Origin of the sequence: Vibrio algivorus, assembly GCF_030161215.1 — a bacterium.
Lineage (GTDB): Bacteria > Pseudomonadota > Gammaproteobacteria > Enterobacterales > Vibrionaceae > Vibrio > Vibrio algivorus.
The window spans coordinates 1-23022 of sequence record NZ_BSPV01000001.1 but is presented as its reverse complement, the minus strand read 5'-3'; the positions used below and the strand labels follow the sequence as shown (position 1 = coordinate 23022).

Sequence of the window (23022 nt, the reverse complement as noted above, 5' to 3'; positions counted from 1 at the left end):
ACGTTAACTCATTCCAAATAATACCAGACATGGGAAGTGTACTTGATAACCGTATCGTTTACTTGAAAAAGCATTCGGTTTACCTAAAAAAAGCATGGAGCTTAGTATAGTTTAATGAAACCAACTGCCGAAACATCTGCTACCCCATTATTGTATATTGCATCAAAACAGCAGCAGGATTACCTAGATTTATTACAACAATCTAGCTTAAAACATATCGCGATTACTCAAGATAAATCACAAGCGAACATCGTTTTGGCCGATCCACCCCTTCTGGCTAAATACCTTGATGAGCTCACCAATCTAAAATGGGCTCAAGCTACTTATGCCGGTATTGATAAGCTCACTAAACCGGAACTACGCCAAGACTACACTCTCACCAATGTGAAAGGAATTTTTGGGCAGCTTATTAGTGAGTATGTTTTAGGTTATAGCTTGAGCTACTTCCGACACTTGAATCAATACCAACAATTACAAGCTCAAAATAAATGGCAACCTATTGAATACCAGTCTGTGATGGGCAAAAAAGCCGTAATCCTTGGTACAGGTTCCATTGGTACTCAACTCGCATCATGCGTATCGGCATTGGGATTTGTTGCGATTGGGGTTAATAGTCGAGGTCTGATCCCACAAGGCTCAATGTTCAGCCAATGTTACTCAACCGAGCAACTCGATGAAGCATTAGCCCAAGCCGATGTGGTCGTTAATGCCCTACCGAGCACGCCACAGACTTATCATATTTTAAACGCTCAACACTTATCACATTGCCAATCGGCTCTATTATTTAATATTGGCCGAGGAACGGCGGTCGATGATGATGGCTTGTTACTGGCTTTAGAAAAGGGTTGGATTGCGCACGCTTATTTGGATGTTTTTCCGCAAGAGCCGTTACCGCAAGAAAGCGCGTATTGGCAGCATCCTAATGTCAGCATTACTCCGCATATTGCTGCTAATAGCTTTCCTCAACAGGTTTTCGATATTTTTGAGCAGAATATGCAACGCTGGCAAAATCAACAGCCCTTATTAAATCAAGTGGATTTTAGTCGAGGTTATTAGTGGCTAGCTTTACTTCGCTATTAGATAACATTCAACAATGCCAAATTTGTGCTAAATCGCTTGCCGATGGATGTCGGCCAGTAGTACAAGCTCACCCAGATGCAAAGATATTAATTATTGGTCAAGCACCTGGATTAAAGGTTCATCAAACTGGCATTCCTTTCAATGATGCCAGTGGTGAGCGTTTACGCCAGTGGATGGGGATTGATAAAACGCTCTTTTATGATCCCCACTTTCTCGCCATTATGCCAATGGGGTTTTGTTATCCGGGAAAAGGCAAAAGTGGCGATTTACCACCACGTAAAGAATGCGCGCCGCAATGGCATGCACAACTACTGGAACAATTGCCAAATATTGAACTGATCTTATTAATAGGCCAATATGCGCAAGATTATTACTTAGCGAATAAACCCAAAACCTTAACCGAGACAGTTCAAGCTTGGCAGCAGTATCTGCCTAAATATCTACCTTTGCCGCACCCTTCGCCACGCAATAATATCTGGCTCAAGAAGAATCCTTGGTTTGAACAACAGCTCGTCCCGCATCTGCAAAGCATTATTGCTGAACTACAACTCTAGTCGATTTCGCTTTACGCTGCATTAACCACAGCGCTAAGCCACCGTAGATCGCAACTTGTGCCCAGAGCTGCCAAACATAAGGAAGAACTTGTTCGAAGCTTGCGCCCATTTGGTTAAGACGCAAAAAACCATTAATTGCAGGGGTAGAGGGTGCTAATTGTGCTAACCATTTAAGTAAACTTGGCAGCTCTGAAGTCGGCCAGACAAAACCGGCACAAAAAACTAAAGGCAAAGAGCTCAATACCACGATTAAAGTCGCTAGCTCTTTACGCGGGATTAATTCTCCCATCACCATCCCCAAACCAATCACTGCTAATAAAAATGGAATGATCAGTGCAAATAAATGGGAAATAGAAGCTAGGCGACTAATGCCATAAAACTCGAAACTAAAGCCGAAGTAGTACATTACTAATGGAATATAAGTCAGTAATAGAATCAGCGCTCGTGCCGACCACATATCAAAGGCCGAACAATCTTGCCAATATCCAGTTTTCTTAGCTTGGCGTTGCTCATTAAGACCTCCACCGAGTAAGCCTGCGGCAATTAATAGCGTTTGATGCAAAATCAACACAAATACCGCTGGTACTATGTAATTAATATAGCCGTTGGTTGGGTTAAATACCGGCTGCATTGACAACTTAATTGGCGCATATTGATTGGCTGCCAAAACCAAGTTTTCTCCTGACATGACCATTCTCGACACTTTAGCCTGCGCCGATAAAGTCCCTCCTGCGGTCGCTAGCCCTTCAACTACTGTACCGTAAATAAGGAAATAAGCGGCATCACCGGCATAGGCTAACGTCGGGCTTTCACCTAATAATAAATCACGAGCAAAGTGGCGAGGAATCAATAAAATGCCATGCACCTTACCTTGATTAAATAACTGCTTGGCCGCTTCTAAGCTATAGGCATGTTGAGTGATCTGTACCTGTGGCGTAGCATCCACCATTCGCTCAAGTGTTCGACTGGTTGAAGTGTTATCTAAATTGATCACTACAATCGATTGCTCACGCGGTAGTTGCTGGCTATAAGGTAGAGGGTATAAAAACGAATACATCACTACCCCACCAAACACCGTAAGCAGTAATGCCGAGTTGGTATAAATCGACTTTACTTCATAGCGAAATACTTGCCACCAGCTCATTATACGATTCCCTGTTTAGTGGATAACGTCAAAGATCGTGCTCTTAACCACACCACGAGCAACAGTGTTAAAAACAAACTCAGTGCAAGTAATGAACCCATCACTTGCGTTAAATCGACCCCGTTATTGACCTGTTTCACTTGCACATCAATATAGTGACTGACTGGTAATAAACTTCGCCAAATCTGACCTAACAACGGCATATCTGAAGTCGGAAAAGTGATCCCCATAAACGCAAAAGCTGGCGCGGTAAACGCGGCGACAAAACTCATTGAACGGGTAGCATCTAAAGTGATCATAAAAAATAACGCACCTACTGTTTGGCAAGCCAAGACCATCAATACTTGTGCGGATAATAAAATCCCCCAACTACCGTGCATAGGCCAACCTAGCCAACCGTACATTCCCCATAAAAACACCACGCCTTGCGCTAGATATAACGGAGAGTAAGCCAACAGTTTGGTGACAATAGACTGAAAAGGCGTAACCGCAAGCCAACGCTGTATACCTTGCGTTCTTTGCTCTAATGAAAAACTCAGCACGGTAGTCGCGACAATTAAGATTTGCCATAACGCAGGGATTGCCGCTGAGACTAAGAATTGACCATAATGACTATTACTATTAAATAACGCGGTGATTTGAGTTTGAATCGGCACAGCTTGTGCTAAAGCTTGTTGCGGAACAGTATCTCCTTTACTGAGATTCTTAACCGCTTCAATTTGCGCATTAAAGGTACCCTGAGCTTGCTGCATGGCGGCGTTGACTAACTTACCAATCAAGATAAATTGGCTGTTATAAAAGGTAGTAATGGTTGGAGAATGACCTAGTAATACATCTTGAGTAAGACTATCTGGGATCACCACTAAGGCGTAAATTTTACCAGATTGCAGATCTTGCTTGCCTTCTGATACCGAAGTGTAGCTTTGAGCGACTTTCAAAGTAGGGCTGGCATCGTAATAACGCACCACTCCACGCGACATACTTGAGTGCTCAAAATCAACCACACCGATAGCAAGATCACGGGCGCTGCCATTCGAGAATATCCACCATAGTGCAAAAAACATCAGCAGAGGTAGCCAGAACAACATCGCCTTAAGCCAAGGTTGAGTTGCTATCTGTCGCCACTCTCGAATCAGTGCATGCCGATGCAACATTAATTCAGCCCTGCATTCTCAAGCAACACACTCATTCCTACTCGTAAACCTTCGATTGGCTTATTTGGACGAGCCTCAACTTCAAAAGTTCGCATATCAAAACCTTGATTAGCATCGGTGGTGCGCCAAGTAGCAAAGTCCCCCATCACGGCCACATGAGAAACCACAAAGGTATATTGCTCATCACCTAAAGCAGGAATCGTCAGGCTGAGCTCGGTGCCCTGTTTAAATTGTTGTAATTTATCTTCACGAACATGGAAAATTGCCCATGCATCCTGCATATCTAAAATCGTCACAACAGGAAATCCCTGTGGTGCTAACTCACCTGAATGCAGCAAAATATCGCTCACTTCGCCATCATGCCAACTGGCGACTTGAGTATCGGCTGCATAGGCCTCGACCTCAGCCACTGCACCTGCCGCTTGTTTCTCTTGCTGCTTGGCGGCGCGCTTCGTTTCATCACGAGCCCCCTCTTGCGCCATTTGGTACATTTGATATGCCGCACGTTCGGTATATAACGAGGCTTGCCATTGGGTATAGGCTTCATCACGTTTTTGCTCAGCGACAACACCATCTTGATACAAGTTTTGCACACGTTGGTAGGTTTTTTCCATCAAGCTAGAAGCTGCCTTAGCTTTACGCCATTGATCTTGTGCCGCGGCAACTTCTTGAGTACGTGCGCCTTTTTCTGCTTGATCTACCATCGCCCCCGCTGCGCCTTGAGCGGCTTTCGCTTGCGCTAGTTTGGCTTCAATCTCTGGGCTTAAAATGGTGAAAATTTGCTGACCCGACTTAACTTGATCACCTTTTTTAACCAACACTTGATCTATGCGCCCCGGCACTTTCGATGAAATCAAATATTGCTGCGCTTCAATCTGACCTTGAAAACGTTCCGCTTTAGGTTGATAGGCAAGCCAAAAGGTATAAGCCAACCAGACTAGAACTAAAGCCACAACACCAATAAAAATAATCGATTTACGTGAGCGCATTATTGAACCTCTAATCCTTGATGTTGTTGGTATAGATTAAAACTATCGACTTCACCACTGATCGCCAGTAAGCGCGATAAAGAAAGAACATATTGATAAGCTGCTGCTGAACGTTGGGTTTTAATACTGTTTAAATACATCTCCGCATCCACTACATCCAGAGAAGTCGCAAGTCCTTGACTAAAGGCTTTTTTCTGCAAGCTAATATTTTCACTGGCCATACTGACACTCGAGGCTAAGCCATTATATTCTTCTAGCGCTTGATTAGCTTCGCGATAAGTTTTTTCCACCAGCAAAGATAAATCTTGTTTGGCTTGTGCGCGTAAATAACCAACTTGCTTAATGGCACTATGGGCAACGCTGACTTTTTCAGAGCGACCCGACGTATCCAATAGAGGAATACTCACGCCAACCCCCACTAACCAATCTGGGGTATTATCGCCAACTAAAGTGTCATCTTGGTATAAGTTGTAATTACCGTAGAGATAAACTTCTGGATAATATTTTCCTTTCTCCACATCAACCAATCCACTGGCTTGTTGTTCTTTAGCATCCAAAATACTCAAGCCAGGGTAACTTTGCAGGGTTTTATCCATAAAGGCTTGCATCGGTGGTAGGCTTTCATTAATAAAAAGATGGGTAGAAGGCTCTGCCAGTGCGGGCGCTTTAATCAAGTTAGTCAGCGCCATTTGGGCAATTTCCAGATCGCGCTGTGCTTTTTTGGTATCAACTTGCGCCTTATGGTACGCAGTTTCTGCTTGTAGACGCTGCACACGAGCAATTTGTCCTTGCTCTTGCATTTTAACCGCATGATCAAAGTGTTCTTTCAAGCCTTGCTCGACTTCTTGTCTAGTCTCGAGTACTTGTTGGGATAACACCACACCAAAATAGTATTTCGATAAATCTTCAAATTTACCTTGTTGCTTCATCTCTAACAGATACTTGGCTTCTTCGGATTTCGCTTTGGCAATATCTTGAGTTGCAGAAATCCGTCCACCAGTAAAAATAGGCCAAATAGCACGAATTGAACTGGTAAAAACATCTTTCTCCACCAAAGTAGAAGTCAACATACCATCAAAGGCTTGAGTTAAAGCACTAGAGCCTACTGAAGTACTGTCCGCCAACTCAGATGGGGATACTTCAATATCATCATCTAAACGGGTGTAATTGGCACTTAAGGTAATGCTTGGTAAGTTCATCGCGCCAGCTGCTTGCTGCTTATATTCAGCCTGCTCAACACTAGCACGCTCTGCAGCTAAACCATCATTATTGCTAAGTAGTGATTGCCACGCTTGATAAAAAGTCACGCTTTGCGCCCAACCAGACGTTGGCATCAATAGAAGTAGCGGCAGAACAAAAATGGCAAGGGGAGATTTGAATCGATACATGTGTCTGTTACTTATCCATAGTAGGTGCTGACGACTAATTATAGGTCGTAGATTGATAGACAGATCCGAGCAGTTATTTTGCAGTAATGCACTGACAAAAAATGAGATCTAGATCACCATCACATTAACCATATCAATGAACAACCATTGAAATAACCATATGAAAACACAAATAAATAAAAACGCAGCCAAAGTTAAAGCTGCGTTTTTTATTATTTATTTTCAATACGAAGATGATTGATAGTTATTTATGGTACGGCCTAGATAACTCATGCACAGCATCAACAAAGACGCCGGCGTTTTCTGGCGGCACATCTAAATGAATACCATGACCTAGGTTGAATACATGCCCAGTACCAGCATCACCAAAACCTTCAAGAATCGAAGCGACTTCTTGGCGAATACGTTCAGGTTGAGCATACAGCATTGACGGATCCATGTTGCCTTGTAGTGCTACTTTATCACCCACACGAGCCGCCGCATCTTGAATGTTAATCGTCCAATCAAGACCAACCGCATCACAACCTGTAGCAGCAATTTTCTCAAGCCACATACCACCATTTTTAGTAAATAGCGTCACCGGTACTCGACGACCGTCATTCTCACGAATTAAGCCATCGACGATTTTATGCATGTATTGCAAAGAAAAATCATTGTAATCGCGCGGGGTTAATACACCACCCCAAGTATCAAACACCATCACAGATTGAGCTCCGGCTTTAATTTGGGCATTCAAATATTCAATGACACTATCGGCCAGCTTATCTAAAAGTGCATGCAAAATAGCAGGGTCGGCGTACATCATTTTTTTGATTTTAGTGAAGGCTTTAGAGCTGCCACCTTCCACCATGTAAGTCGCTAACGTCCAAGGGCTGCCAGAGAAACCAATCAGCGGCACTTCACCTTGTAAGTCTTTACGAATTTGGCGAACCGCATTCATCACGTATTGCAGTTCACCTTCTGGATCGGGCAAACCAATTTTATCAACATCAGCTTTACAGGTAATCGGGCGCTCAAATTTAGGGCCTTCACCAGCTTCAAAGTATAACCCTAGTCCCATTGCGTCTGGGATTGTCAAAATATCAGAAAACAGAATCGCCGCATCCAGGGGAAAACGACGTAATGGTTGAAGTGTGACTTCTGAAGCTAACTCGGCATTTTTGCATAAAGACATAAAGTCGCCCGCAACACTGCGTGTTTGGCGATATTCAGGCAAATAACGACCGGCTTGGCGCATCATCCATACTGGCGTGTAATCTACCGGCTGTTTTAATAAAGCACGTAGATAACGGTCATTTTTCAATTCAGTCATTTTTCTATCCTAAAAATTTGGGGCAGTCTTTATTTGGCCCTTATTCTACCACTACACAGCGCACATTTTGCTAATGGTTTGTAATCCAGATCATGTTCTTGAACATTAAAATCTATCGTAATTTGCTTCAATTGAGCCATTTGTTAATACTTTGTTGGCTAGCACAATTATAACGAGCTGAAACACATGAATGTTCAGCATCTCATAACGACATCTTACTTACCCCTCCGGCGAACCCGGAGGTTTTTTTTATTCCCTGCGTAATTGAAGCTTCAGCGTTGTTGACTGCATTCATTCACCCCAATCATGTAGACAAGCTACATTCATGGGGTCTCACTCATTTGTCGCCTAGCTGAAATTCCAATTACTTTGGGAGTAATCATTAAGTATTTGAAATAAAATCATGATGTTGCTCTATTTCACAACCTAACGTGTGTTCGATCAAGGCTCGTGCAATCGTTCCTTTTGGAGCAATTGGTGGTAACTCACTAGCACCAAACCAACCAGCAGATGACAATTCAAATTTATCGACACGAACTTCACCGCTATCATAATCCGCTAGAAAGGCCATCATCATACTAGATGGAAATGCCCAAGGCTGACTGCCAAAGTAACGAATATTGGTGATATTAATACCGGTTTCTTCTTTTACTTCACGCGCCACACATTGTTCTAACGTTTCCCCTACTTCGACAAAACCGGCAATGACTGTATGCATACCACTTTGGTGACGGGCATGATGTGCCAGTAGAATTTTATCGTCTTTACGAATAGCGACGATGATGCAAGGAAAAATCCTAGGATAATGTAAGGTACGGCAATCACTACACTGCATCGCCAATTGATTATGATTAAGGCGATTACGTCCACCACAATGTGAACAAAATCGCTGTGAAACAGACATATAACCATATTGAACTGCACGACTAGCCATTAGAAAAGTGGCTTCAGGAAAAGACAACAAGTCTCGTAATGGTGTCATCTTTAGCTCATAGTCAAGCTCACTCACATTAAGCCAAGCACATGGCGTTCCATCTAATTCACCAATAATAACCGCATGTTCTGTCGGTAAGTTTAATTCTTCAGCAGATCCATAAGGCAATGTTTTGTCTTGTAAATGTAACGTACTACCGTCAACGATACACCAGTTTACTTTTTGATCTTTTTTTAGCATCTGCTCATCTCATTGCTTGAAGTTCCACCATTTTACTGGCAATCTAATTTCATACCAGTGCTTATCGATTTGCTGTCTATAACCACTCATATAACTACATGGTATACACTATCAAAAAGGACCCTCTATTAATCAAAAAGTAGAGCGGCTAAACGCCAATAACGCGTTAGCTATTATGAGGATACAGCCATGCTAAATAAACTAAAACAGACTCAAGCACAATTTGGCGGTTCCAGTGAAGTCATCGACCATTGGCTCGACACTAGACAAAACTTGATTGTTGAATATTGGAAATTGGCAGCACTAAAGCCAAGTCATCATAAAAAAACAGCCATCGAGAAACTTCCTTCCCCTGAAGAACTACAAGATTTCTGCCAACACGTGGTGGATTATATTTCTGAAGGGCATTTCAAAATCTACGATATGGTGATGCAAAAGTGGGAATCAACTGGCTTTTCACCAACCGAAGACATCAACACGACGTATTTTAAAATTGTCGAAACCACCGACCCTTTGCTAAATTACACCGACAAATATGCTGATGTAAGTGCAGAAGATGAACTCGACGATTTTGATTTCGATTTGTCACAAATTGGTGAAGTTTTAGAAGAGCGCTTCGAATTAGAAGACCAACTCATCCAAATGATCGCAGAAAGCTTAGAGATCCCACCAGGGGCGTAAGCGAATAATTTTTCGTAGGCATTATTACTCACCATAATAATGCTTACTTTTGCGGCACTTTTGCCATCATAGGCTTAGTGCCTCGACTTTGTTGAGCCAAAATCACCCCACCAATAATCATCGCCATCCCAACATAGTCAAATAAAGCCAAACTAGCGCCTAGAATAATACTGGCAAACACCGCGGTCACTGCTGGCATAAGATTCATAAAGATCGCGGCTTTATCTGCCCCTAAATGTTCAATTCCCATCATCCAACACCAAGGCGCGATCACTGAGGCGAGCAAACCTGCATACATGATCAAAGGCACGGTTTGATTTGAAAACTGAACTGGCTGGCTAATGCTAAACAATGGAAACAAGAACATAAGCGCAAAACACACTTGAACATAGACAGATTGCCAGTTCGAAATAGGCATACGCCAGCGTTTAATTAACACGACATACAAGGCATAAGCTAAGGTACCAAGTAATACCAGTACATCACCTCTATTCATTCCATGAGAAAACAATGCGTGAATATCACCATGAGCCAACATAATAATTAGCCCAGAGAAAGACACTACAGCGCCTAATACTGCATAAAGCGTCAGCTTCTGATTCAGGAGTGGAATACTCAGAAATAACCCCATCAAAGGAACCAATGACGTGATTAAGGATAAGTTCAATGCCGTAGTACTTAAGCCCGCGTAGTAACCAAGAGACTGGTTTAGCACCATACCAAGCAAAGAGAGAAAAGCCAGTTTAGGTAGGTAAGGTAATAAATGCCTGCGATGCTTCCAAGTAGACCGAGCTAAAAATGGCGTTAAAACCATAAAAGCCACCAGCCAACGATAAAAAGAGATCGCGCCAGGATCGATCACGGTTGAGGCCATTTTATTGATAATGGCATTTCCCGCCCAGATAAAAACGGTAATGATAGGGAAAAGGTAGTACATACAGTCAGTCGCAGGCAAGATAAACAATGTCGCGAGTATATACCCAAGTAACTTTAAGATGCGAGTTTCAGCAAGAATAAAATAATACCAATTCCAACACCTAACAACTCATCTTAAAAACAAAAAAGGCACCCGAAGGTGCCTTTTTAACAGTCTTGACTTACGTCAGTCTCTTTAAAGATTACTCTTCAGAGAAACCTGCGTTAAGTAATGCTGCAAGGTTGTCAGTTGCTTGTTCAGCTGAAGGACCTTGTTCTTCACCCTCACGTTGCTTTTGACGCTCTTGGTGGTAAGCATAACCAGTACCAGCTGGGATCAAGCGGCCCACAATTACGTTCTCTTTCAAGCCACGTAGTTCATCACGCTTACCAGAAACCGCAGCTTCTGTTAATACGCGCGTCGTTTCTTGGAACGATGCGGCAGAGATGAACGATTCAGTTGCTAGAGACGCTTTAGTGATACCTAGTAAGTCACGCTCGAACTGTACAAGTGCTTTGCCTTCAGCTTCAAGCTGACGGTTAGCGATTTTAACTTGTGCAAATTCAACTTGCTCACCTTCAAGGAATTCAGAATCACCAGAATGCGTGATTGTACACTTACGTAGCATTTGACGAACGATAGTCTCGATGTGCTTATCGTTAATCTTAACGCCTTGTAAGCGGTAAACTTCTTGAACTTCGTTAGCAATGTATTGAGTAACAGCGTGAACACCACGTAAACGTAAAATGTCATGCGGCGTTTCTGGACCATCAGAGATCACATCACCACGTTCCACTTTCTCGCCTTCAAACACGTTAAGCTGACGATGTTTATGAATCATTTCTTCATAAACGTCACCGCCTTCGCGAGTGATTAATAGACGACGTTTACCTTTGGTTTCTTTACCAAACGACACAGTACCTGTGTGCTCAGCAAGAATCGCAGGCTCTTTCGGCTTACGTGCTTCAAACAAGTCAGCTACGCGTGGTAGACCACCGGTGATATCTTTGTTTCCGCCAGATTTCTGAGGGATACGAGATAGTGTGTCACCAATGCCAACTTCCGCGCCATCTTCAATGTTAACGATCGCTTTACCTGGTAGGAAGTATGCCGCTGGCATATCCGTACCAGGAATCATCACATCGTTACCTTGAGCATCAACTAACTTGATCACTGGACGCATATCTTTACCAGCTGATGGACGTTGTGCTGGGTCTACTACTTCACTTGAAGATAGGCCAGTTAAGTCATCAGTTTGGCGAGAGATAGTCACACCATCAATCATGTCTACGAACTGGATACGACCTGCCACTTCAGTGATGATTGGCATGGTGTGCGCTTCCCAGTTAGCGACAACTTCACCAGCAGTCACTGCTTCGTTGTCGCCTTTGCTTAGCATAGAACCGTATGGAAGTTTGTGTTTCTCTTTCGTACGACCGAACTCATCAATGATGGTCATTTCAGATGCACGAGAAGTGATTACAAGTTTGCCATCTTTATTAGTTACATACTTAGCATTGTGAAGTTTCACAGTACCCGTTGTTTTCGCTTGGATGCTGTTTTCTGCTGCTGCCGTTGATGCCGCACCACCGATGTGGAACGTACGCATGGTAAGCTGTGTACCTGGTTCACCGATAGACTGTGCTGCAATAACACCTACCGCTTCACCTTGGTTCACTTTATGACCACGAGCAAGATCACGACCGTAACAGTTTGCACAACAACCGAAGTCAGCCTCACAAGTTACCACTGAACGTACTTTGATCTTATCAACAGAGTTGTCTTCTAGGATCTGACACCACTTCTCATCAAGTAGAGTATTACGTGGAATCAATACTTGTTCAGTACCTGGCTTAACGATGTCATCAGCAACAACACGACCTAGAGCAAGCTCAGAAAGTGCTACTTTAACATCACCACCTTCGATATGAGGCATCATATCTAGGCCTTCGAAAGTACCACAGTCATGTTCTGTAACCACAACGTCTTGCGCAACGTCTACTAGACGACGAGTCAAGTAACCGGAGTTCGCAGTCTTAAGTGCCGTATCGGCAAGACCCTTACGAGCACCGTGGGTTGAGATAAAGTACTGAAGTACGTTTAGACCTTCTTTAAAGTTTGCTGTGATCGGCGTTTCGATGATTGAACCATCTGGACGCGCCATCAGACCACGCATACCGGCTAACTGACGAATCTGCGCTGCAGAACCACGAGCACCGGAGTCAGCCATCATGTAGATGCTGTTAAACGATTCTTGTTGTTCTTCTTCGCCATCGCGGTTAATCACGGTTTCAGAAGAAAGGTTATCCATCATCGCTTTCGCAACGCGGTCGTTGGTAGACGCCCAGATATCGATAACTTTGTTGTAACGCTCGCCCGCAGTAACAAGACCTGATTGGAATTGCTCTTGGATTTCGCGTACTTCTTCTTCTGCTTCAGAAATTTCAGTGTATTTCGCAGCCGGTACAACCATATCGTCGATACCAACAGAAACACCAGAAAGTGCTGCGTATGCAAAACCTGTGTACATGATTTGGTCAGCAAAGATTACTGTATCTTTAAGGCCAAGCTTACGGTATGCCTCGTTCAACAAGGTAGAAATTTGTTTCTTACCTAGTTTTTGGTTCACGATGCTGAAAGGTAGGCCTTCCGGTACGATCTGCCAAAGCATTGCACGACCAACAGTGGTATCAACCATGCCAGTATTTGTTGTGCGGTTACCGTCTTCATCAACCACAGTTTCAGTGATACGTACTTTAACTCGAGCGTGAAGCTCAGCAGTCTTAGTACGGTATGCCTTTTCAGCCTCTTCAGGGCCAGCAAGGTACATACCTTCACCTTTAACATTGATCTTGTCACGAGTCATGTAGTAAAGACCCAATACAACGTCCTGAGAAGGTACGATGATCGGATCACCAGATGCTGGTGAAAGGATGTTGTTGGTTGACATCATTAACGTACGTGCTTCAAGCTGAGCTTCCAATGTTAACGGTACGTGTACCGCCATTTGGTCACCATCGAAGTCGGCGTTGTATGCCGCACACACAAGTGGGTGAAGCTGAATCGCTTTGCCTTCGATTAGTACAGGTTCGAATGCTTGAATACCAAGACGGTGAAGTGTTGGTGCACGGTTTAGTAGAACTGGGTGTTCACGAATCACTTCGTCTAGGATATCCCAAACAACCGCTTCTTCGCGCTCTACCATTTTCTTCGCTGCTTTAATCGTTGTAGCCATGCCACGAGATTCTAGCTTGCTGTAGATAAATGGTTTGAATAGTTCTAGTGCCATCTTCTTAGGAAGACCACACTGGTGTAGACGTAAGTATGGACCTACTGTAATTACAGAACGGCCAGAGTAGTCAACACGCTTACCAAGTAAGTTCTGACGGAAACGACCTTGCTTACCTTTGATCATATCAGCCAAAGATTTAAGAGGACGCTTGTTAGAACCTGTGATCGCACGACCGCGACGACCGTTATCTAGTAGGGCATCAACAGATTCTTGCAACATACGCTTTTCGTTACGTACGATGATATCTGGAGCCGCTAGGTCTAGAAGACGCTTCAAACGGTTGTTACGGTTGATCACACGACGGTATAAGTCGTTCAGATCTGAAGTCGCAAAACGACCGCCATCTAGAGGTACTAGAGGACGTAGATCTGGTGGTAGCACTGGAAGTACTGTTAAGATCATCCACTCAGGGTTGTTGCCTGAAGCAATGAATGCCTCAACAAGCTTCAAACGCTTAGTGATTTTCTTACGCTTAGTTTCAGAGTTAGTGGTTTCTAGCTCTTCGCGCATTTGCTCTGCTTCTGCGCTCATGTCCATGGTGTGTAGCAGATCTTTGATCGCTTCAGCGCCCATTTTCGCAACGAACTCATCACCCCACTCTTCCAAGCGGTCTAAGTATTCTTCTTCCGTTAGCATTTGACCTTTTTCAAGATCAGTCATGCCAGGTTCAGTCACTACATACATTTCGAAGTAAAGTACACGTTCGATGTCACGTAGCGGAATATCCATTAATAGACCGATACGAGATGGTAGTGATTTTAAGAACCAGATGTGTGCAACTGGAGAGGCTAGCTCGATGTGGCCCATACGGTCACGACGAACTTTAGTTTGTGTAACTTCTACGCCACACTTCTCACAGATAACACCACGATGTTTCAAGCGCTTGTATTTACCACAAAGACATTCGTAGTCTTTTACTGGACCAAAAATACGCGCACAGAACAGACCATCACGCTCAGGTTTGAACGTACGGTAGTTAATAGTTTCTGGCTTTTTAACTTCACCGAAAGACCATGAGCGAATCATGTCTGGAGAAGCTAGACCGATTTTGATTGCATCAAATTCTTCGGTCTTATGCTGTGCTTTTAGAAAGTTCAGTAAATCTTTCACAATCAGCTCCTGTAAGGAGTTAAGAGACGCTCAAATTGAACGCCTCTTTTCTACCGGGTTAAATCCGAGAGTTCTTTATCATTAATCGCAATATTTGCTGAATAAATAACAATGATTACTCTTCGTCTTCTAGCTCGATGTTAATACCTAGCGAGCGAATCTCTTTCAACAATACGTTGAACGATTCTGGCATGCCAGGCTCCATGCTGTGGTCGCCATCGACGATGTTTTTGTACATCTTCGTACGGCCATTCACGTCATCAGACTTAACAGTTAGCATTTCTTGAAGCGTGTAAGCAGCACCGTATGCTTCTAGTGCCCATACTTCCATCTCACCGAAACGCTGGCCACCGAACTGAGCTTTACCACCAAGTGGTTGCTGAGTTACTAGGCTGTAAGAGCCAGTCGAACGTGCGTGCATCTTGTCATCAACCAAGTGGTTCAGTTTCAGCATGTACATGTAACCTACCGTTACAGGACGCTCAAACTTATCACCCGTACGACCATCGTATAGGTCTAATTGACCAGACGTTGGAAGATCAGCAAGCGCAAGCAATTCTTTAATTGCTGGTTCGTTTGCACCATCGAATACAGGTGTAGCAATTGGTAGACCGCCACGCAAGTTTCCGATTAGAGTACGGACTTCATCATCAGACAGTTCAGCAATGTTCACTTCTTGGCGAGTATCGCCTAAGTCATAAACTTTCTGTAAGAACTCGCGGAATTTTGCTAGTTCTTGTTGCTCTTTCACCATCTGGTTAATCTTGTCGCCAATACCTTTCGCTGCAAGACCTAAGTGAACTTCAAGGATCTGACCGATGTTCATACGTGATGGTACACCCAGTGGGTTCAACACGATATCAACAGGTTGACCTTTTTCATCATAAGGCATGTCTTCAACAGGGTTGATCTTAGAGATTACACCCTTGTTACCGTGACGACCCGCCATCTTATCACCAGGTTGAATGCGACGTTTAACTGCTAGGTAAACCTTAACAATCTTCAGTACGCCCGGTGCAAGATCATCACCTTGGGTGATCTTACGACGTTTAGTTTCAAACTTCTTATCAAAGTCAGCTTTTAGCTCATCCCACTGCTCAGCAAGTTGCTCAAGCTGAGACTGCAGTGTATCGTCTTCTAGTGTTTGTACTAACCACTGCTTACGATCCATTGAGTCTAGTTTCGCTTCAGAGAAGCCACCAGAAATCAGCAGAGAACGAACACGCGCTAATAGACCACCTTCAAGAATTTGGAACTCTTCAGTTAAGTCTTTCTTCGCGTCTTTCAGCTGCATTTGTTCAATTTCAAGCGCACGCTTGTCTTTTTCTACGCCATCGCGAGTAAAGACTTGAACATCAATGATAGTACCTGAGATAGAGTTAGGTACACGTAGTGACGTATCTTTAACATCAGATGCTTTTTCACCGAAGATTGCACGTAGTAGTTTCTCTTCAGGAGTCAGTTGTGTTTCACCTTTAGGGGTTACTTTACCAACTAGGATGTCGCCACCCTTCACTTCAGCACCAATGTAAACGATACCTGACTCATCTAACTTAGATAGAGCAGACTCACCTACGTTTGGAATATCAGCTGTAATTTCTTCGCTACCAAGCTTGGTATCACGAGCCACACAAGAAAGCTCTTGAATGTGAATCGTTGTGAAACGGTCTTCTTGAACTACGCGCTCAGATACTAAGATTGAGTCTTCGAAGTTGTAACCATTCCAAGGCATGAATGCGATACGCATGTTTTGGCCAAGTGCCAGCTCACCAAGGTCGGTAGAAGGACCATCAGCAAGAACGTCACCACGTGAAACAGGTTCACCCGGTAGTACGGTTGGACGTTGGTTAATACATGTGTTTTGGTTTGAACGGGTGTACTTAGTTAAGTTATAGATGTCGATACCAGCTTCACCTGGAACCAACTCATCTTCGTTAACTTTAATTACGATACGTGATGCGTCGACAGATTGAACTGTACCGCCACGTTTCGCAACTGCTGTTACACCTGAGTCAACCGCTACATTACGCTCAATACCAGTACCAACTAGAGGCTTATCAGCTTTTAGTGTTGGTACTGCTTGACGTTGCATGTTTGCACCCATCAATGCACGGTTCGCATCATCGTGTTCTAGGAACGGGATAAGCGAGGCAGCGATAGATACAACTTGGTTTGTTGCCACGTCCATGTAGTTAACATGGTCACGTGGGTGAAGACCAGATTCACCTTTCTGACGAGCTGTGATTAGCTCATCGGCAAAACGACCTTCGTCAGTCAAGTGTGCGTTCGCCTGAGCGATAACAAACTGACCTTCTTCAATAGCAGAAAGGTAATCCACTTCTTCAGTTACAACACCATCAACAACGCGACGGTACGGAGTCTCTAGGAAACCGTATTCATTACAACGAGCAAACGCTGATAATGAGTTGATCAAACCGATGTTTGGACCTTCTGGCGTTTCGATCGGACATAGACGACCGTAGTGAGTTACGTGAACGTCACGCACTTCAAAGCCGGCACGCTCACGCGTCAAACCACCAGGACCTAATGCAGAAATACGACGCTTATGCGTCACTTCTGACAACGGGTTGTTCTGATCCATAAATTGAGAAAGCTGTGATGAGCCAAAGAACTCTTTCACTGCAGCCGAAATCGGCTTAGCATTGATAAGGTCTTGAGGCATAATCGCATCTAAATCACCAAGACTTAGACGCTCTTTCACTGCACGTTCAACACGGACTAGACCAACACGGAATTGGTTTTCAGCCATTTCACCAACAGAACGGATACGACGGTTGCCAAGGTGGTCAATATCATCCACTTCACCAATACCGTTACGAATACCGATCAGTTTCTTCATTACCGCAATGATATCCGTTTCATCAAGGATACCTTGGTCTTGCGCATCTTCACGTTCGATAGAGCTGTTAAACTTCATACGACCAACAGTCGATAGGTCATAACGCTCTTCAGAGAAGAATAGGCTTTGGAATAAAGATTCTGCTGCTTCTTTCGTTGGTGGCTCGCCAGGGCGCATCATACGGTAGATTTCTACAAGTGCAGAAATACGGTCCGTTGTACTGTCAACACGTACTGTGTCTGACATGAATGGGCCATGGTCTAAGTCATTAGTAAACAGAACTTCAAGCTTCTTATAACCAGCTTGGGAAAGGTTCGCTAATGCTTCTAATGAAATTGCTTGGTTCGCTGCAACGATCAGTTCGCCAGTTGATTCATCAACATAATCTTTAGATGCCACTTTATCGACAATGTACTCAACTGGTACTTCAATAAATTCAACACCATCTTTTTCAAGATTACGGATATGACGAGCCGTTACGCGACGACCAGCTTCTACATAAACTGTACCATTTGCTTCAATATCAAATGATGCTGTTTCACCACGTAGACGATCTGGTACCAACTCCATTAATAGAGTTTGATCTTTTACTTCAAAGCGCACTTTTTCAAAGAATATATCTAGGATCTCTTCTGTGGTCTTACCTAGTGCACGTAAAATAATTGATGCAGGAAGCTTACGACGACGGTCGATACGTACGTATAAGTTATCTTTCGGATCGAATTCAAAATCCAACCACGAACCACGGTAAGGAATAACACGTGCGTTATAAAGCACTTTTCCTGACGAATGGGTTTTACCCTTATCGCTGTCGAAGAACACGCCTGGGCTTCGGTGCAACTGGGATACGATAACCCTCTCAGTACCATTAATTACGAAGGTACCATTGTCTGTCATGAGTGGAATTTCACCCATGTAGACTTCTTGTTCTTTGATGTCTTTTACAGTACCTGCTGGTGCGTCTTTATCAAATACAACTAGGCGCAGTTTAACGCGTAGTGGTTTCGAATAAGTGACACCACGAATTTGACATTCTTTAACGTCAAATACTGGTTCACCAAGACGGTAGCTAACGTATTGCAGCTCAGAATTGCCGTTATAGCTCTGAATTGGAAAAACAGAACGGAAAGCAGCTTCAAGACCGTATTGACCTTCAGGATCTTGTTCAATGAACTTGTCGAATGAATCGAGCTGGATCGATAGCAAATATGGAACGTCCAATACTTGTGGACGCTTACCAAAATCCTTACGGATGCGCTTTTTCTCGGTATAAGAGTAAACCATGGGGTTCCTCAGCTAGCTGATAAGTGACCCAAACTGCCCAAGACACGTTTCATACCAAATTTAATTGATAAAACGGGGACAGTGACTAACAACACTGTTTATGTGGATACACCCTAATCTCATCTGAACGTTTTTATTTCAGCAGAGCCTTAGCGATGTTTTTTGCTGGGTCATAGATGCCTAAACAGCGGGAAAATTAATCTATGCCCTACAGCGCAAAAAGGCCGGTGGTCAATTAACCACCAGCCATTAGCCTTTCGGCTAAGAAATTAAGTATAAATTACTTAACTTCAACAGAAGCACCAGCTTCTTCTAGTTGTGCTTTAAGAGCTTCAGCTTCTTCTTTAGAAACGCCTTCTTTAAGCGGAGCTGGAGCACCGTCAACTAGACCTTTAGCTTCTTTAAGACCTAGGCCAGTTGCGCCACGTACTGCTTTGATAACAGAAACTTTGTTACCGCCAGCAGCAGTTAGGATTACGTCAAATTCAGTTTGCTCTTCAGCAGCGTCACCGCCAGCTGCGCCGCCAGCAACAACAGCTGCTGCAGCAGAAACGCCGAATTTTTCTTCCATAGCTTCGATAAGCTCAACAACTTGCATTACAGACATTTCTGCAACTGCGTCTAGGATTTGCTCGTTAGTAATAGACATAACAATTCTCTTTTAAGTTAACAATAAGTTTATTTAGCAATCAGTAAAAAGCAAGGCTTATGCAGCGTCTTGTTTTTGATCGCGAACAGCAGCGATAGTACGTACCAGCTTGCCAGCAGAAGCTTCTTTCATGCACATCATCAAGCGTGCAATCGCTTCGTCGTAAGTAGGTAGTGTCGCTAGTACATCAGCGTCAGTAACCGCGCCTTCAAATGCAGCAGCTTTGATTTCAAATGCTTTGTTCTCTTTAGCGAAGTCTTTGAAAAGACGCGCCGCAGCACCTGGGTGCTCGTTAGAGAAAGCGATCAAAGTTGGACCAACGAATACGTCTTTTAGACATTCGTAGTCTGTACCGTCTACAGCACGACGAGCTAGTGTGTTACGAACAACTTTCATGTAAACACCAGCTTCACGAGCTTGTTTACGTAGAGAAGTCATTGCGCCAACAGCAACGCCACGAGAGTCAGCAACAACTGCAGAAAGTGCACCACTGGCTGCTTCGTTAACTTCAGCAACAATTGCTTGTTTGTCTTGAAGGTTTAAAGCCATTTGGATTTACTCCTGGTTGTAGTTACACCACTCATTAAAATTAATGAGCGTTCTTAACGGTGCATTCCCAAATGAATATTTTTTACAAAATACGACCATCAGTTCGGGCACCATCTACGTAGGTATTATTAAGTTAAGCCAATATCACTATTGATTAACGCCTACGGTCTTGGATGGAAGCATCATTTGCTCTGCCTTTGTCTAAAAAGAATTAGGCAAAATAAGCAACACTCCAACCATAATTAGGCGCAAAATTATACACAAATCTCGCGCCTAAGCAAATTAATTAAGCAACTGTAGTATTAAGAGTCGCCTGATCAACTGCAACACCAGCACCCATAGTGGTAGAGATGCTTACTTTCTTCAGGAAAGTACCTTTCGCTGAAGAAGGTTTTGCTTTCTTAAGCGCTACTAGAAGAGCTTCTAAGTTCTCTTGTAGTTGGTTTGCTTCGAAAGATGCTTTACCAATAGTAGTGTGAATGATGCCGTTTTTGTCGTTACGGTAACGAACCTGACCAGCTTTAGCATTTTTAACTGCTTCAGCAACGTTAGGAGTTACAGTACCAACTTTAGGGTTTGGCATAAGGCCGCGTGGACCTAGGATAGTACCTAGTTGACCAACTACACGCATTGCATCAGGAGAAGCAACAACTACGTCGAAGTTCATTTCGCCTTTTTTCACTAGCTCAGCTAGATCTTCCATACCAACGATATCTGCACCAGCTTCTTTCGCTGCTTCAGCGTTTGCACCTTGAGTGAAAACAGCTACGCGAATGTCACGGCCAGTACCATGTGGAAGTACTGTAGCGCCACGAACGTTCTGGTCAGATTTACGAGCATCGATGCCTAGGTTTACAGCTACGTCTACGCTTTCTACGAATTTAGCAGTCGCTAGTTCTTTAAGAAGAGCAACAGCTTCGTTGATTTCGTATTCTTTAGTCGCATCCACTTTTTCGCGGATTGTTTTCATACGCTTAGTAAGTTTTGCCATGATCTTATCCCTCTACCACTAGGCCCATTGAACGAGCAGTACCCGCGATAGAACGCTTCATCGCTTCGATGTCTGCGCCAGTCATATCTGCAGCTTTAGTTTCAGCAATCTCTTGTAGCTGAGCGTCAGTAACAGTACCAACTTTCTCAGTGTTTGGACGGCCAGAACCAGACTTAACGCCAGCAGCTTTCTTAAGAAGAACAGCAGCAGGTGGAGTCTTAGTTACAAACGTGAAAGAACGGTCGTTGTATACAGAGATAACAACTGGGATTGGAAGACCTTTCTCAACAGATTCTGTTTTTGCATTGAACGCTTTACAGAATTCCATGATGTTTACGCCGTGTTGACCTAGTGCAGGACCAACCGGTGGACTTGGGTTTGCCATACCAGCTGCAACTTGCAGTTTGATATAAGCTTCTACTTTCTTAGCCATTTTAATTCCTAAATTTTGGGTACAGACGCTAATCGCTTGATCAGCTCCCCGCTAGCTTTACATTAATACCTGTAAAAAGGCGCGAAATTATAGTCAAACTTCACGCCTGAAACAAGCCTTTTGATGCTTTATTAAGCAAATTTATTAGTCCGATTTTTCAACTTGACTAAATTCAAGCTCAACCGGTGTTGCACGACCAAAGATCGATACAGACACTTTTAAGCGGCTCTTTTCATAGTCAACTTGCTCAACCGTACCATTGAAGTCAGCAAATGGGCCTTCTGTAACACGAACCACTTCACCTGCTTCAAATAATGTTTTCGGTCTTGGAGCTTCGCTCGCCTGTTCTAAACGATTCAAGATAGCATCAGCTTCTTTATCGGTAATTGGAGCAGGACGATCAGAGGTGCCACCAATAAAGCCCATAACACGCGGAATACTACGTACTAAGTGCCATGATTCATCATTCATTACCATTTGGACTAACACGTAGCCTGGAAAGAATTTACGCTCACTCTTACGACGTTGACCAGCGCGCATTTCCACCACTTCTTCAGTAGGTACTAATACGTCACCGAAAAACTCTTCCATAGCGTGCATTTTGATATGTTCGCGAAGAGATTGTGCAACACGGCCTTCAAACCCGGAAAAGGCTTGAACCACATACCAGCGTTTTTTTGGTGCTTCACTCATGTTTAAAACCCCTTACACTCCAGTTGCTAGAGCAATTAGACGAACCATGATGCCGTCAATTCCCCATAGCAATAGAGCCATTACAATACTTACAGCTAATACGATAAATGTTGTTTGCATTGTTTCTTGGCGTGTAGGCCAAACCACTTTGCGCACTTCAAGTTTTGCTTCGCGAGCAAATACAATCGTAGCTTTACCTTTCGTTGTCAGAGCCGCTACACCAAGGGCAGCTGCAATTAAAATAACAACGGCTGCTGCACGAATAGCAACAGACATTTCACCATACAGGTAATTTCCCACAACAGCAGCAGCTAGCAGTGCAAAAGTGATAAACCACTTAAAAGCATCTGCCGCTTTTGAGCTCTCATGAGTTTCAGCTTTGGCTTTCATAAACAAACCTGTGAAAAGTTTTACTTAAAAACGACAATAACCCCGCAATTGGCAGGGCTAACTCATTAGTTTAGGACAAGCCATCAACTAAATAAATTAGATATAAATCTAATACAATTCTTTGCTGAGTCAGTTACAAAACGACCAATTTATGCCTTCATTTTGTTCAGCGTAGAAAAAGGGCATCAAATGATGCCCTTTTTGATAGTCGTTAGTCAAATACAATTCGTATTTAAACTTAAAGTTTGGCTAATTAAGCGATGATTTTCGCTACAACACCAGCACCAACTGTACGGCCACCTTCACGGATAGCGAAACGTAGACCTTCATCCATCGCGATTGGTGCGATTAGAGTAACTGTCATTTGTACGTTATCACC

The 23022-nt window shown here is 43.5% G+C and carries 19 protein-coding genes; 3 read left to right on the top strand and 16 right to left on the bottom strand.

The genetic code is table 11. The annotated features are described in order from the left end of the window. Nucleotides 1–114 precede the first annotated feature (114 nt). Both QQJ93_RS00095 and QQJ93_RS00090 read left to right on the top strand, forming a co-directional pair. Nucleotides 115–1056 (top strand): D-2-hydroxyacid dehydrogenase, encoded by a 942-nt coding sequence (locus QQJ93_RS00095; protein WP_089124742.1) that lies wholly within the window; start codon nt 115–117, stop codon nt 1054–1056. Next, the gene (locus tag QQJ93_RS00090) at nt 1056–1634 is read left to right on the top strand and encodes a uracil-DNA glycosylase family protein (RefSeq protein WP_089124743.1); all 579 of its coding nucleotides are present in this window, start codon (nt 1056–1058) and stop codon (nt 1632–1634) included. The genes QQJ93_RS00095 and QQJ93_RS00090 overlap by 1 nt, the downstream gene beginning before the upstream one ends. Here the strand turns inward: QQJ93_RS00090 and QQJ93_RS00085 are convergent. The 6 genes from QQJ93_RS00085 to nudC all read right to left on the bottom strand — a co-directional run bounded on the left by QQJ93_RS00085 (nt 1612) and on the right by nudC (nt 8795). Further along, the gene (locus tag QQJ93_RS00085; RefSeq protein WP_089124744.1) at nt 1612–2778 is read right to left on the bottom strand and encodes an ABC transporter permease; all 1167 of its coding nucleotides are present in this window, start codon (nt 2776–2778) and stop codon (nt 1612–1614) included. The two genes, QQJ93_RS00090 and QQJ93_RS00085, sit on opposite strands and share 23 nt — an antisense overlap. After that, nucleotides 2778–3932 (bottom strand): ABC transporter permease, encoded by a 1155-nt coding sequence (locus QQJ93_RS00080; protein WP_089124745.1) that lies wholly within the window; start codon nt 3930–3932, stop codon nt 2778–2780. The genes QQJ93_RS00085 and QQJ93_RS00080 overlap by 1 nt, the downstream gene beginning before the upstream one ends. Further along, nucleotides 3932–4921: an HlyD family secretion protein gene (locus QQJ93_RS00075; protein WP_089124746.1), complete on the bottom strand. Its 990-nt coding sequence runs from the start codon at nt 4919–4921 to the stop codon at nt 3932–3934. The genes QQJ93_RS00080 and QQJ93_RS00075 overlap by 1 nt, the downstream gene beginning before the upstream one ends. Beyond that, nucleotides 4921–6309, bottom strand: coding sequence for a TolC family protein (locus QQJ93_RS00070; RefSeq protein WP_179949217.1), 1389 nt, complete (start codon nt 6307–6309; stop codon nt 4921–4923). The genes QQJ93_RS00075 and QQJ93_RS00070 overlap by 1 nt, the downstream gene beginning before the upstream one ends. Nucleotides 6310–6553: 244 nt before the next feature. Then, a complete protein-coding gene (hemE, locus tag QQJ93_RS00065) occupies nt 6554–7621 on the bottom strand; it encodes a uroporphyrinogen decarboxylase (RefSeq protein WP_089124747.1) in 1068 nt (355 codons plus the stop codon). A 382-nt stretch (nt 7622–8003) separates the two neighbouring features. Beyond that, entirely contained in the window at nt 8004–8795 is a 792-nt protein-coding gene (gene nudC / locus QQJ93_RS00060; RefSeq protein ID WP_089124748.1) for an NAD(+) diphosphatase, read from the bottom strand. A gap of 189 nt (nt 8796–8984) precedes the next feature. Between nudC and rsd the strand changes: the two genes are divergently transcribed. Next, on the top strand, nt 8985–9476 hold the full coding sequence (gene rsd, locus QQJ93_RS00055; RefSeq protein ID WP_089124749.1) for a sigma D regulator: 492 nt from the start codon (nt 8985–8987) through the stop codon (nt 9474–9476). Nucleotides 9477–9519: 43 nt separating this feature from the next. Here the strand turns inward: rsd and QQJ93_RS00050 are convergent, their stop codons facing one another. The 10 genes from QQJ93_RS00050 to QQJ93_RS00005 form a co-directional block, all read right to left on the bottom strand. Continuing rightward, the gene (locus QQJ93_RS00050; RefSeq protein ID WP_089124750.1) at nt 9520–10413 is read right to left on the bottom strand and encodes a DMT family transporter; all 894 of its coding nucleotides are present in this window, start codon (nt 10411–10413) and stop codon (nt 9520–9522) included. Between the two features lie 181 nt (nt 10414–10594). Then, complete coding sequence (gene rpoC / locus QQJ93_RS00045; protein WP_089124751.1) at nt 10595–14794, bottom strand: DNA-directed RNA polymerase subunit beta'; 4200 nt, start codon at nt 14792–14794, stop codon at nt 10595–10597. Nucleotides 14795–14909: 115 nt separating this feature from the next. Next, nucleotides 14910–18938 (bottom strand): DNA-directed RNA polymerase subunit beta, encoded by a 4029-nt coding sequence (gene rpoB / locus QQJ93_RS00040; protein ID WP_089124752.1) that lies wholly within the window; start codon nt 18936–18938, stop codon nt 14910–14912. A gap of 280 nt (nt 18939–19218) precedes the next feature. Further along, entirely contained in the window at nt 19219–19587 is a 369-nt protein-coding gene (gene rplL, locus QQJ93_RS00035) for a 50S ribosomal protein L7/L12 (protein WP_089124753.1), read from the bottom strand. 57 nt (nt 19588–19644) lie between these two features. After that, nucleotides 19645–20136 (bottom strand): 50S ribosomal protein L10, encoded by a 492-nt coding sequence (rplJ, locus tag QQJ93_RS00030; protein ID WP_089124754.1) that lies wholly within the window; start codon nt 20134–20136, stop codon nt 19645–19647. A 286-nt stretch (nt 20137–20422) separates the two neighbouring features. Beyond that, nucleotides 20423–21127, bottom strand: a complete 705-nt coding sequence (rplA, locus tag QQJ93_RS00025; RefSeq protein WP_089124755.1) for a 50S ribosomal protein L1 — start codon at nt 21125–21127, stop codon at nt 20423–20425. Between the two features lie 4 nt (nt 21128–21131). Then, entirely contained in the window at nt 21132–21560 is a 429-nt protein-coding gene (gene rplK, locus QQJ93_RS00020) for a 50S ribosomal protein L11 (protein WP_017026547.1), read from the bottom strand. A 144-nt stretch (nt 21561–21704) separates the two neighbouring features. Further along, nucleotides 21705–22253, bottom strand: coding sequence for a transcription termination/antitermination protein NusG (nusG, locus tag QQJ93_RS00015; RefSeq protein WP_027695384.1), 549 nt, complete (start codon nt 22251–22253; stop codon nt 21705–21707). 12 nt (nt 22254–22265) lie between these two features. Next, a complete protein-coding gene (secE, locus tag QQJ93_RS00010) occupies nt 22266–22643 on the bottom strand; it encodes a preprotein translocase subunit SecE (RefSeq protein WP_027695385.1) in 378 nt (125 codons plus the stop codon). Between the two features lie 253 nt (nt 22644–22896). Next, the coding region (locus tag QQJ93_RS00005) for an EF-Tu C-terminal domain-related protein (protein WP_488803634.1) at nt 22897–23022 on the bottom strand (126 nt) is incomplete at its 5' end.

What these genes read in the sequence shown, in the direction of transcription:
- hemE (WP_089124747.1), bottom strand. Translation starts at nt 7,621, where the DNA reads ATGACTGAATTGAAAAATGACCGTTATCTACGTGCTTTATTAAAACAG.
- rplJ (WP_089124754.1), bottom strand. Translation starts at nt 20,136, where the DNA reads ATGGCTTTAAACCTTCAAGACAAACAAGCAATTGTTGCTGAAGTTAAC.
- QQJ93_RS00095 (WP_089124742.1), top strand. Translation starts at nt 115, where the DNA reads ATGAAACCAACTGCCGAAACATCTGCTACCCCATTATTGTATATTGCA.
- nusG (WP_027695384.1), bottom strand. Translation starts at nt 22,253, where the DNA reads ATGAGTGAAGCACCAAAAAAACGCTGGTATGTGGTTCAAGCCTTTTCC.
- QQJ93_RS00085 (WP_089124744.1), bottom strand. Translation starts at nt 2,778, where the DNA reads ATGAGCTGGTGGCAAGTATTTCGCTATGAAGTAAAGTCGATTTATACC.
- rpoB (WP_089124752.1), bottom strand. Translation starts at nt 18,938, where the DNA reads ATGGTTTACTCTTATACCGAGAAAAAGCGCATCCGTAAGGATTTTGGT.
- QQJ93_RS00080 (WP_089124745.1), bottom strand. Translation starts at nt 3,932, where the DNA reads ATGTTGCATCGGCATGCACTGATTCGAGAGTGGCGACAGATAGCAACT.
- QQJ93_RS00050 (WP_089124750.1), bottom strand. Translation starts at nt 10,413, where the DNA reads ATGTACTACCTTTTCCCTATCATTACCGTTTTTATCTGGGCGGGAAAT.
- QQJ93_RS00075 (WP_089124746.1), bottom strand. Translation starts at nt 4,921, where the DNA reads ATGCGCTCACGTAAATCGATTATTTTTATTGGTGTTGTGGCTTTAGTT.
- rsd (WP_089124749.1), top strand. Translation starts at nt 8,985, where the DNA reads ATGCTAAATAAACTAAAACAGACTCAAGCACAATTTGGCGGTTCCAGT.
- rplL (WP_089124753.1), bottom strand. Translation starts at nt 19,587, where the DNA reads ATGTCTATTACTAACGAGCAAATCCTAGACGCAGTTGCAGAAATGTCT.
- rplA (WP_089124755.1), bottom strand. Translation starts at nt 21,127, where the DNA reads ATGGCAAAACTTACTAAGCGTATGAAAACAATCCGCGAAAAAGTGGAT.
- nudC (WP_089124748.1), bottom strand. Translation starts at nt 8,795, where the DNA reads ATGCTAAAAAAAGATCAAAAAGTAAACTGGTGTATCGTTGACGGTAGT.
- secE (WP_027695385.1), bottom strand. Translation starts at nt 22,643, where the DNA reads ATGAAAGCCAAAGCTGAAACTCATGAGAGCTCAAAAGCGGCAGATGCT.
- rplK (WP_017026547.1), bottom strand. Translation starts at nt 21,560, where the DNA reads ATGGCTAAGAAAGTAGAAGCTTATATCAAACTGCAAGTTGCAGCTGGT.
- QQJ93_RS00070 (WP_179949217.1), bottom strand. Translation starts at nt 6,309, where the DNA reads ATGTATCGATTCAAATCTCCCCTTGCCATTTTTGTTCTGCCGCTACTT.